We start from the raw sequence: 12,158 nt of genomic DNA, 5'->3' as shown, positions 1-12,158 counted from the left end.
AAAGGCAACTTCTATTTTATCTCCTGGCATTTTGGGCAAAAATAGGTGCTTCTGCCTCCTACCTTTATCATTTCGATTTTCCCCTTTCCATTAGGGCAGTCTTCTCCTTCAGTTCTGTGGGTTTTTAAATATGAATTAGGAACTGGAACACCTTCTGTTTTACATTTTGTTACCGTCTCCAAAATGTCGACCATGTTTTTATACATCGTGTCCAGATCTTTTTTATCCAGGTTCTCCGATTTTGTTTTGGGATGAATGCCACTTTGGTACAACATTTCATCCACATATAAATTACCGAGCCCGGCAATAAAAGACTGATCCATTAAAGCGGTTTTCACACTTCCTTTTTTCTTTTCAAATAACTTATGAAAGTCATCTTTTTTAAGCTCGGTAGCATGCGGACCTAAATTCTGTTGTTCCTTAAAAGCTTCAATGCTGTTGGTAAGAAAAAGTTTCCCAAATCTCCTGGGACAAACAAAAGATAGTTTACCTCCATTTTCGAAGCTAACGGTTAGCTGTGCATGTTTCTGGATCTCATCATGCTGGAAATAGTCCATCTTACCGGTCATCCCAAAGTGTATGACCAGAAAGCCATTTTCCTTTAGTTCCATCAAAAGGTATTTACCAATCTGATGGCTGGAAACGAATTCATTCCCCGTCAGGGCCTCTTCAAAATCCTTTTTTGGAGATTGAAAGATCTTATCTGCTCCAAGATCAACTTTCACGATTTTTTGATGCAGGCTGGTGGAATCTACATATATTTTCTGGTACGCTACTTCTGGTAACTCGGGCATAATTGTTCATTTTAATTAAGTGTATTCACTAATTTCTATTTAACTAATTTAAGTTCAAAATAGATCATAGCCATATGAGATTTAACTTTTTACTTTACAGCTCCAACCTGGTAATCTGCTTTTTCCTTTTTCTTCTCCCTTGAAAAATAAGACATTCGCCATCATTTAGAATTAATCCATTTCCAGCAGAAAATGACACATCGGATTCATCATCTTCAATAATCTTCTTGTAATCCATTTTCCCCGCATCATTCAGACTAATCGCATATAGGTTCATTTTTTTCAACAAAGGTATTCCGAACTCGATACGATCATTTGTCATTTCTCTCACCTCTTCACTTCCGTTTATAAAAAAGTAGATTTTCCCATTTCTGTAAACAGATGTATAGGATAGGTATGGTGAAATTTTTCTACTGGCTTGGGATTTATTAATATTCCTTGCCCAGATGAGCTTGCCAGAGCTATCCAACTTAGCACTAATTATGTCTTCGTAATGATAGATTATATAGTTCTGCATATTCATAAAGTGAGAAGTAACATATCTCTCCTCTCCATTTAGGATCAATTCATTTTTTTCGTTCACATGAACTTCCTTGAATCGAATATTGCGTAATTCCTTCTCCTTCTCCTTTCCATATTTATCAAAAATGAACTGATCTGTAAAGGGTGAATATCTCCAAGATTTAATGGATAAATTATCATTATCAATACCAAAATGAACCAGTCCTTTAAATCGGTTATCATTTTTTTTCAGAATAGAAGCCAATACAAAACAATTCGCCGTCATTGATTACAGTAGTTAAGGAACCCACGTATTTTTCTGCGGAACTGAAAGTTAGCTTCTCTCTTTTTTCTCCATGAATTTTATACAATTCATACTGATATTTACCTCCCTCATCTTTGTTTTCTGCTTTTTCGGTTTTAACCTTTCCAAGCATATAAACCGTTCCATTTTTATCTATATCTACATTCTGGAGCTCAAAATCCTTATCCTTGATATTCCTTTCAAACAAATGGGAGTACAACTTTTTCATTTTCTTATTAAATACGTGAACCTGCCTAAGTTCACTATCCTTATCCTTAATATCCTGGGTGATCACAAAATGTTCACGATCTTTTGAAATTACCATATTTCCAAAAAAATCACCATCTACACCCCCAAAGTTAATAGGTACAAAAGCAACGACTGCAGCCAGCTTCCTAAACTTATTGAAATCTATACCTAGCATTTTACTTGCTTTGAAGTCGAAATTTTCAATTTGGGTTTGATGAGCCAAGTATTGAAGTTGATTTGCATCTCTATTATAATTCGCTTCCACCACGATGAGTTTTCCTTCATCTACAAAAGCTTCTAGTATTTTACTGTGCTTATTATCCAATTCAAAATCGTAGGAGCTTAAAAGATCTAAGCTGGAATCATAATGTTCTATATAGCAGCCTCTTTTGTAGGACCGGCCTATGAATAATCCTCCCTTACTGTCATCAACAGAGAAACTTAATTCGGTAAATTTCTTATCATCTTTAAAAACCTTGGAGAAAGTGGTTTCAATTTCTAAGTCATTAGATTTTTGACCATAAATTAGACCCGCACCGTTTATAAAAATAAACAGCAAAAAATAATACTTCATAAAAAATGATTTGTTTAAACCGGGGAAGATATAATTTTGGATATAAAATAACGCCCGAGCCTAAAATAATTTCATCTGCCCGTCCTTGTACTCCTCATGAAGTTTGCAGTTGAGTTTTGGTTTTTCACGATCTTTCAAGTATAGTTTTCGTGCTATCACGAACTGTTGCTTCACTTGATCTGCAAATTCTCCCTCACCCTTCATCCTAGTTCCAAACCTGCTATCATTCAAACTACCTCCGTGAATATTCTCAATTTGATTCAACACCCTGTCTGCCCTGTCTGGCATCGTTTTCCTTATCCAGTCACTGAAGATCTCGCCAATGGCACCATTAAGCCTCACGATCGTATAACCTACCCCAAGAGCTCCTCTTTCGGCTATCTCTTTTACCAGCGGCATGATCTCATGGCTATTGATCGAAGGAATTATTGGCGCCATCACCACGCTTACCGGGATATTCGCTGCCGATAATTTTTCAACCGTTTCCAGTCGTTTTTTAATACTTGCAGGTCGAGGTTCCAGGATCCTGCGTGTTTCTTCCTGGAGCGAGGTGATAGAAATATTAACGTGAACCAGGTTATCCTGTGCCAGCTCTTTAAGAATATCCATATCTCTCTGAATGAGCGCGTTTTTTGTGATCATTCCCACCGGATGCCGATACTTTAAAAAGGTGTGTAATAAATTCCTGGTGATCTTCAATTTTTTCTCGATTGGCTGGTAGCAATCGGTATTTCCTGAAAGAACGATAGGAACAGCCTTCCAGCTTTTACTTTTCAGTTTTTTCTCCAGCAATTCCACCGCATTTCTTTTCACCAGGATCTTTTGTTCGAAATCTTTTCCCGCACTGTAACCCCAGTATTCATGAGAATTACGAGCATAACAATAAATACAGCCATGCTCACATCCCTGGTAAGGATTCAGGGAAAAATCCATCCCCACATCGGGGCTGGTTACCTTGTTTACAATGGTCTTGGGAAAGGTTTCTATAATCGTGGTGCGATTGCTTTCAGCTTCCTCACCTTCTGAAGCGCAATAGTTGAGAAAATCGTCCCTTGTCTCATGACTGTGTTCGTGAAACCTATTAGAAACGTTCAATTGTGCTCCTCTTCCTTTGATATATTCCTCTGACGACATAAAGCAAAAATATGGAATTTTTCCTTTTTAAAGGATTATTTCCAAGTTTTGTAATAATAAAAAAGAGGTGATCGCTATATTTTTTTCGTCAAGTTTTCCCGAATCGTCGGGACAGAATGAGGTTTTAAAACTAACGATCGCCTCTTTAGTTGCTTCTATTTATTCGGGAAATCTGCTTTTCTCTTATTCAAGAATGCTGTAGTTCCTTCTTTAAAGTCTTCGGTACCAAAAGCACGCCCAAATTCATTGATCTCGGTTTCAAAACCATTTACTCCATCATCGTAATTTGCATTGATCGCCTTGATCGCACCAGAAATCGCCACCATGGAGTTCTTCATGATCTTAGAAGCTATTTCTTCAGTGAATTCAAGTAAATCGCCCAACTCCACCACATGGTTCACAAGATTATATTGCAAGGCCTGGTTCGCATCTATCATCCCCGCTGTCATGATCATTTCCATGGCGCGGCCCTTACCAACAAGCTGAGGAAGTCTTTGCGTACCTCCGTACCCCGGAATAACCCCAAGAGAAACTTCTGGAAGTCCCATTTTTGCGTTATCGCTGGCCACCCTGAAATGAGCCGCCAGGGCAAGTTCAAGTCCGCCACCAAGAGCGAATCCGTTTACCGCGGCAATGACCGGTTTTGGGAAATTCGCTACGTAATTGAATAGTTTTTCCTGACCATCTGCCGCAAGTCTTTTTCCTTCTTTAGGAGAATAATCTGCAAACTCACTAATATCTGCACCAGCTACGAAAGCTTTTTCACCACTTCCGGTGATGATCACCACTTTCACCTCATCATCGGTTTTTGCTTCCTTAAGAGCTTCATGCAGCTCCTGTATGGTTTCCCGGTTAAGGGCATTCAGTTTCTTTGGTCTATTAATAGTAATCGTTAAGATATTGTCATCTATCTCTTCTAATATGTTCTTGTAACTCATATATTTTATTTTGGAAATCGTACGTTAAATATAGTGCCTTTATTTTGTTTTGAAACAAAGCTGATACTTCCATTATAGGTCTCCACGATGTTTTTAACCATCGCCAGGCCAAGTCCCATTCCACTCGATTTGGTGGTGAATTTTGGTTCAAAGACCTTTTCTTTATTCTCTTCAGAAATTCCCGATCCATTGTCTGAGACAGAAACCAGCACGGTCTCTTCCTCTTCTTCTACCATGACAAGTATATGGGGATTCTCCACATCTTTTAAAGCCTGGGTAGCATTTTTAACGAGGTTGGTTATCACCCTGATCAGTTGGGTACGGTCAAATTTTGCTAATATCTCCTCTTTCTCTGATTTAAACTCAATGTAGTTCTCGTTGAAAATATCCAGCGCGAGCTTTACGATCTTTGGCACATTTAAAGTTTCGCTCTGCTGAGCCGGCATTTTGGCAAAATTTGAAAATGCAGAAGCAATAGAACTCATTGTATCTATCTGGTTGATGAGCGTATTACTGTATTCCTCTACTTTAGATTCTATATTAGGATCGTTCTTATCAAAATTACGCTGAAAGCTTTGCACGCTTAAACGCATTGGAGTAAGCGGATTCTTGATCTCATGCGCAACCTGCTTAGCCATTTCCCTCCAGGCCTGTTCACGCTCACCCGTAGCCAGTTTTACTGCACTTTCTTCAAGTTCATCGATCATACTGTTATAGGCTGAAACAAGAGCATAGATCTCCTCTGTGGCATTAGATAATTCGATCTTCTGATTTCTTTTATCCAGCCTGGTCTGGTTGATCTTTTCTGAAACGATCTTTAAGGATTTGGTGATGTATTTTGACAGGAAGAATGATAAGATAATTGCGATCAAAAGCATGAAAAGGTAAACCTCACCCATGCGTACAAGAAAATTATTCAGGTCACGGTTTAGCAAAGTATCATCCTGAATATATGGCAAGTAAAGTATCGCTAACGGTTTAAATTTTCCGTCGGTAACGTAACTGTAAGAGGATTGATATTTCTGACCGTTGACCTCAGATTTTTTTAAATAGCTTTTATCTGAAGAGTTTTCCAGCTTTCTTAGAATTGAGTTGGAAATTTTCACTTCTGTAGTATCCTTAAAAAAGGACTCCCCAGATTTAATGATCAGGTTACCTTCCAGATCATAAATATGGATTTGCATTTCGTGAACCTCAGCCATCTCATCGATCTTATCATTATCTCTGAAGATCTGCTCCATATTCTCTGTATCCACGACGTAGGTAGTACTGGCCAGCACGAATTTGATATTTTCCAGGATGGCTTTTTGTTTCCTTTCCAGCCTTTCTTCGTGATAATTTTCGGCCTCCTGTTTATACTGATAAACCGTTACACCAAAAATGAGGATCGAGGCTCCTAGCACCAATAAGATCATGGAGATAAAAATCCGCGTTCGTAAAGATAATTTAAGCAGTTTCATAGTTGCCGGCTTGCCTCAATTGTTACAATTATCGCACCATTTCAGGCATCTGGATTTTTTGCACGTATTCTTTTGTAAAGTTTTATTCCCAGCATGAGTATGATCGCGAGGACAAAAATACCAACAACCCCATAGATCCAGTTAATGGCATCTCTAACGATAACAAGGAAAATGACTGAAAATAAGATTAACGTAGAACCTTCGTTCCAGATCCTCATTTTATTGGAATTCCATTTTACCACGTCTTTCTGAAGCTCCTTGAAAATAAGGTGACATTTAAAATGGTAAGCGTATAATAGCACTACAAATCCCAATTTTACATGCATCCATGGTTGCTGAAGCCAGTCCGGGATCATAATAAGCAAGGTAAAGGCAAAAAAACTGGCGAGTATTGCCGAAGGCCAGGTGATGATAAACCACAATCTTTTAGTCATCAATTTTAACTGATTTGTGAGAATACTCTGCTCAGGTTCATCTTTCTGATAAGCCTCGATCTGATATATGAATAACCTCGGGATATAGAAAAGGCCCGCAAACCAGGTGATCACAAATATGAGGTGCAGTGCTTTTATGTAATTATAATACTCCATTATTCTTCAGCCTGTACAAATACATAGTTCAGATCCATTTCATTGAACTGTTTGTTAAATTCTTTGATCTCATCTGCCAGCAAGCTATCAAATTTATCCAGTTCAGCATTGATCTTTGCTGTAAGTTCATTCTTCACCATAACATCCTGGGTTGTTGGTGGGAAATCATCCATACTTACCAGACTGTTTAAATGCGCAAGTTTATTTGTTAGCTTGATTGGGAAATTCAACGGATCCTGATTACTTCTGTTCTTTGTTTGATAAAGCGCATTCTCGATCTCAGAAAGTTGCTCGCTAAGAGTTTCAGCCTTTTCGATGAGGGGCTGCACCTTATCGTTTCCTTTATACTGTTTCTGAAAATCCTTTAGCTGAGCTTCGATATTTCTAATTTTCCTGATAGAATTATGGGCTTTATCTACTGTCTTATTCACATCGCTAATAAAATCATATTGCTTCTGCATGCCTGCAATATCCGCTTCAGCATTTGCATCAGGTAATATTTCAAATTCCTGCGTTAATACCTCATCACCAACTTCCAAAACCACCTGATAGGTGCCCGGAACTGCCTGCGGAGCTTCGGTACTTGCCCACCAAAGGATCATACCTTCTAGTTTCTCAGCTCCTTTACCTCGCATATTCCAGGTATGCATATTCGCTCCTTCTTCGACCTCAAGTTTATTCTTGTCATCTGCGGTGCTAAAACTTTGAATAGTATCGTTAGAGGTGGTCAGATAACTAAGTTTTACTTCTTTATCCTTTGGATCCTTAAGATAAAAATAGGTCATCACTCCTGCCGGATGATTGGTCCCGGCCGTAAGAGATTTAGAAGAGCTTCCGCTCATCCTGTAACTATCTTTCGGCTTGAAAAGAAAATTTGAACCATTATCTGCTTTACTTAACTGATGAATAAGCGTTAGATCATCAATGATCCAGAGACTTCTGCCCTGTGTTGCCACTATAAGATTATTGTCTTTGATGGCAAGATCTGTAATAGGTACGATTGGCAGATTCAACTGAAACTTTTTCCAGTTTGCTCCATCGTCAAAAGAGATGTACATCCCGGTTTCGGTCCCTGCATAAAGCAGTCCTTTTTGCTCTGGATCTTCTCTCAAGACCCTTGTGAAATGTTCATTTTCTATTCCGTCAGTGATTTTTTTCCAGGACTTCCCATAGTCGGTGGTTTTATATAAATATGGTGCAAAATCTCCAAGTTTATATCGTGTCCCGGCAACATACGCAGTTCCCGCATCAAAAGAAGAAGGTTCAATACTGTTAATCATCATCCATTCCGGCATTCCCTTAGGAGTTACATTTTCCCAGTTCTCACCACCATCCTTAGAAACGTGGATAAGTCCGTCATCACTACCTGTCCAAAGAACTCCCTCCTTTACCGGGGATTCTGCGGCGGCAAAAATGGTGCTGTAATATTCTACGGAAGTATTATCCTGGGTAATTGGACCTCCGGAAGACTTTTGCTTTGACTTATCATTCCTGGTGAGATCAGGACTAATTTCTTTCCAACTTTCTCCTTCATTGGTAGTCAGGTGAAGGTGATTTGAAGCCGTATAAAGTTTATCAGGGTCATGAGGAGAAAAGAAGATCGGGAAATTCCACTGAAATCTGTATTTAAGATTCTCGGCTCCATGCCCCATGGGATTATCGGGCCATACACTCACACTCCTTACGGTACCATTCTCATGATTATATCTCGTTAAAAACCCGTCATAACTTCCACCATAGACGATATCGCTGTTTTCAGGATCTACGGCTATATGAGCGCTTTCTCCTCCTGCGGTAGATTCCCAATCGCTTTCATCGATATTTCCACCTTCAGTTCGATGTCTAATTCTTACTGTTGAATTATCCTGCTGTGCAGCATAAATTCGATATGGAAAAGCATTATCTGTGGTGACCCGGTAAAATTGTGATGTTGGTTGATTGTGATAGGTGCTCCAGGTTTCTCCGCCATCATAGGTCACCTGTGCTCCACCATCGTCACCCATGATCATGCGCTGAGAATTTTCAGGGGCGATCCAGAGATCGTGGTGGTCACCATGTGGAGCCTCATCTGAGGTAAAAGTTTTACCTCCATCTGTACTTTTATGGTAGTCTACGTTCAGTACATACACTATATCTTCATCTTCTGTATCGGCATAAATTCTGGTATAGTACCAGGCTCTTTGCCTCAGGCTGCGGTCATCATTAATTAGTTCCCAGGTAGCTCCACCATCATCACTTCTATAAACTCCGCCTTTATCTTTATTTTCTACAATAGCCCAAACCCGTTCGCTGTTAACCGGAGAAACAGTTACCCCAATGATTCCTAAGGTATCCTGCGGAAAACCTTTATTTTTTGAGATCTCTTTCCAACTCTCACCGCTATCTGTACTTTTCCATAAAGCTGAACCTTCTCCGCCGCTACTCAGGCTGTAAGGCGTTCTTTGAACGTTCCAGGTAGAAGCGTAAAGTATCCTTGGATTATTAGGATCCATGGTAAGATCGACCGCTCCAGATTGCGAGTTTGAGAACAATACCTTTCTCCAGTTCTTACCACCATCGGTAGATTTATAGACTCCACGTTCTTCTGTTGGCTTATAGATATTCCCCAGAACGGCTGCGTAAACAGTATTATAATCTTTGGGATGAGTTACTATTCTAGGCAGATGTCTGCTTTCTTTTAATCCACCACTGGTCCAAGTTTTGCCGGCATCTTCAGATTTCCAGATTCCGTATCCCGAAGATACATTCCCGCGAACGGTCTTTTCTCCTCCTCCAACATAGATCACATTATGATCGCTTTTTGCAACTTCAATCGCGCCAATAGATCCACCAAAATAACCGTCAGAAATATTTTCCCAGCTTCTGCCACCATTTTCTGTTTTCCATACTCCTCCTCCTGTAGCTCCAAAATAGAAAAGGTTTGGTTTATTTGGAACACCGGTCACAGCGGCACTTCTACCCCCTCTAAAAGGTCCTATCAGCCGATATTCCAGAGCATCGTATAATTTTTCATCATAGTTTTGAGCTGAGGTCTGCTCAATAAAAATTCCGTTGAAAAATAAGCATAGAAGAATGCTTAACTGAAATAGATTTTTATTCATAGAGGTGCTGGTTAGATAAGTTTTAAAGATAAGGATTTAAGTCAATTTTCAATAAGGCTTATTTCAGGGTCCTTACGATCTCACGGTTTAGAAAATAAGCGGTGATAATGGTTGAAAGAAGATCTGCTATAGGAAAGGAGATCCAAACACCGATCTCACCATAAAAATATGGCAATACTAAAACCAGAGGAATAAAGATGAATCCCTGCCTGGATAACGTTAATAGAAATGCTGGAATAGCCTTCCCAATGGCCTGAAAATAGGCCGCCCCGATCAACTGAATGGTCACTATAGGTATTGCTGCAAAAACCCAACGCATTGCTGAAGGGGTCTGTTCAATTATCGAAGCTTCATCGGTAAATATCCTTACGATATCTGGCGCGAAAAACATAATGCCCAGAAAGATCAAAAGGCCCATTACTGAAGAATATATAATAGCGGTATTTATACTTTTTCGAACCCTTCCAAATTTTTGCGCCCCATAGTTAAAACCGGCAATTGGCAGAAATCCCTGTGTTACTCCCAGCACAGGAAATAACGCAAACATTAGCATTCTGGCAATAATCGCATATACTGTTACCGAATCTTCACCTCCCAGATCAAAAAGAATATTGTTCATCAAAAGATAGGTAATGCTCACAACCGCCTGTCGCGCCAGGGTAACCGCACCAAGGGAAGACATTTCCTTTAAGATCGGGATATCCAGTCTAAAGTGCGTCGCACTTATCTTTAATTCTGAATTTTTAGATAAGAAGAACCATACGATATATCCCAGACAGAAAACGTAAGATGCTGTAGTAGCAAGCGCTGCACCCTGCATTCCCATATCCAACTGGTTAATAAGAATATAATCTAGGATCAGGTTGGCAACAGACGGGATGATCATCGCGGTCATCGCAAACCTGGGTTTTCCCTCTGCCCTTATCACATTATTCCCCATCATAGCCAGCGCCAGAAATGGGACTCCGCATAGAACAATGATATAGTATATTTTGGCAGGATCGAATATTTCCCCTTTTCCACCAAAAGCGGGAATCAGACTATCCACGAATATGAGACCTGGTATTACCAGCGCACTAGAAAGTAAGATAGTAAGCGTGATCTGGTTCCCAAAGGTCTTAAGCGCCTTATAATTATCATCGGCACCAAGGGCTCGTGAAATAATCGAAGAACCACCTATCCCAATGGCCATTCCCAATGCGGCTATAAAAAATGAAACCGGAAGCACCACATTTATAGCCGCAATAGCTATAGGTCCTATCCAGTTTCCAACAAAAATGGTATCTACAAGAATATTAAGGGACATAACCAAGATCCCGACAGATGCGGGAACGGCTTGCTGAATTAACAGCTTCCCAATAGGCTTTTCACCCAGCTCTTTAGAATTCCGAACGGCCATTAAGCCTCGACCGGCTTTTGGTGAGCCCATTCATCGATCCATCTCGATAAAACTTTTACCCATTCATCTCTGTCATTAAGACAGGGAACAACAGTAAATTCCTTTCCACCAACTTCATGAAAGATCTCTTCGCCTTCCATCGCGATCTCTTCTAAAGTTTCCAAACAGTCTGAAACGAATGCCGGCGTAACTATAGCCAATTTCTTCATCCCCTGTTTGCCGAATCTTTCAATAGTTCTATCTGTATATGGTTTTAACCACGGATCGAATCCTAGCCTGGACTGGAAAGAAACGCTATATGTATTTGGTTTCATCCCAAGATATTCAGCCACAAGACGGGTGGTCTCATAACATTGATGGCGGTAACAGAACTGATGAGCCGTAGAAGCCGACTGGCAGCAGGAGCCATCTATCTTACAATGCGAATTGGTAATATCACTTTTTCTAATATGTCTTTCTGGTACCCCGTGATATGAAAATAGAAGGTGCTCGTATTCCACATCCTTCAGGGATTCAGCAATACTGTTTCCAAGGGTTCTTATATAATCTGAATGGTTATAGAAAGGCGGAACAGTTGTAAAGCTCATTTCAGGGAAATGCTCTTTTCTAAGTTCTTCAGCAAGGACCAGAATAGTTTCGGTGGTGGCCATCGCGAATTGAGGATATAATGGAAAAAGTAAAACCTCATCTACTCCTTTATCATGTAATTCCTGAAGCCCCTGCTTGATACTCGGTGTGCCATACCTCATGGCCAAAGCAATTGGAATAGAGGTTTGATCATCGATCTTAGATTGTAGTCTCTCCGAAAGCACAATTAAAGGTGAACCTTCTTCCCACCAGATCTTCTGGTAGGCCTCTGCAGATTTTTTAGGACGTGTGTTCAGAATAATTCCTTTAACCAACAGCGTGCGTGCCCAGTAAGGAACATCGATCACGCGCTCATCCATAAGGAACTCACCGAGGTATTTCTTTACATCTTTTGGGTCGGTACTATCGGGGGAACCCAGGTTAACCATCAGTACACCTTTACTCATAATTTTTCTTTTTCAACTCAAAAATAATATTCTGTATAATTCTTTGTCCTTCTTTGCTATCGTAGTTTTCTATGATAGAA

At 39.9% G+C, this 12,158-nt stretch carries 10 protein-coding genes; all 10 read right to left on the bottom strand.

The genetic code is table 11. The features are described 5' to 3' along the window. Positions 1–11 precede the first annotated feature (11 nt). Positions 12–794 (bottom strand): DNA-formamidopyrimidine glycosylase family protein, encoded by a 783-nt coding sequence (locus tag G3I01_RS05395; RefSeq protein WP_219551812.1) that lies wholly within the window; start codon positions 792–794, stop codon positions 12–14. 94 nt (positions 795–888) lie between these two features. Then, positions 889–1,560 carry a hypothetical protein gene (locus tag G3I01_RS05390; RefSeq protein ID WP_219551810.1) on the bottom strand — a complete coding sequence of 224 codons (672 nt, stop codon included), beginning with the start codon at positions 1,558–1,560 and terminating at the stop codon, positions 889–891. After that, positions 1,535–2,422: a hypothetical protein gene (locus G3I01_RS05385; RefSeq protein WP_219551808.1), complete on the bottom strand. Its 888-nt coding sequence runs from the start codon at positions 2,420–2,422 to the stop codon at positions 1,535–1,537. Before G3I01_RS05385 ends, G3I01_RS05390 begins: the two co-directional genes overlap by 26 nt. Positions 2,423–2,482: 60 nt before the next feature. After that, the gene (locus tag G3I01_RS05380) at positions 2,483–3,556 is read right to left on the bottom strand and encodes a PA0069 family radical SAM protein (protein WP_219551806.1); all 1,074 of its coding nucleotides are present in this window, start codon (positions 3,554–3,556) and stop codon (positions 2,483–2,485) included. Positions 3,557–3,711: 155 nt separating this feature from the next. Beyond that, the gene (locus G3I01_RS05375) at positions 3,712–4,494 is read right to left on the bottom strand and encodes an enoyl-CoA hydratase-related protein (RefSeq protein ID WP_219551804.1); all 783 of its coding nucleotides are present in this window, start codon (positions 4,492–4,494) and stop codon (positions 3,712–3,714) included. Positions 4,495–4,499: 5 nt separating this feature from the next. Beyond that, the gene (locus G3I01_RS05370) at positions 4,500–5,954 is read right to left on the bottom strand and encodes an ATP-binding protein (protein WP_219551802.1); all 1,455 of its coding nucleotides are present in this window, start codon (positions 5,952–5,954) and stop codon (positions 4,500–4,502) included. 41 nt (positions 5,955–5,995) lie between these two features. Beyond that, positions 5,996–6,544 (bottom strand): CopD family protein, encoded by a 549-nt coding sequence (locus tag G3I01_RS05365; RefSeq protein WP_219551800.1) that lies wholly within the window; start codon positions 6,542–6,544, stop codon positions 5,996–5,998. Continuing rightward, a complete protein-coding gene (locus tag G3I01_RS05360; protein ID WP_219551798.1) occupies positions 6,544–9,645 on the bottom strand; it encodes a glycosyl hydrolase in 3,102 nt (1,033 codons plus the stop codon). The genes G3I01_RS05365 and G3I01_RS05360 overlap by 1 nt, the downstream gene beginning before the upstream one ends. 58 nt (positions 9,646–9,703) lie before the next feature. Further along, complete coding sequence (locus tag G3I01_RS05355; protein WP_219552773.1) at positions 9,704–11,044, bottom strand: MATE family efflux transporter; 1,341 nt, start codon at positions 11,042–11,044, stop codon at positions 9,704–9,706. After that, entirely contained in the window at positions 11,044–12,078 is a 1,035-nt protein-coding gene (hemH, locus tag G3I01_RS05350) for a ferrochelatase (RefSeq protein WP_219551796.1), read from the bottom strand. Before hemH ends, G3I01_RS05355 begins: the two co-directional genes overlap by 1 nt. Between the last annotated feature and the right edge of the window lie 80 nt (positions 12,079–12,158).

The sequence above is a fragment of the Gramella sp. MT6 genome (genome assembly GCF_019357415.1).
Lineage (GTDB): Bacteria > Bacteroidota > Bacteroidia > Flavobacteriales > Flavobacteriaceae > Christiangramia.
Note: the sequence above shows the minus strand (reverse complement) of the source record. Positions and strands in the feature narration are given on the sequence as shown.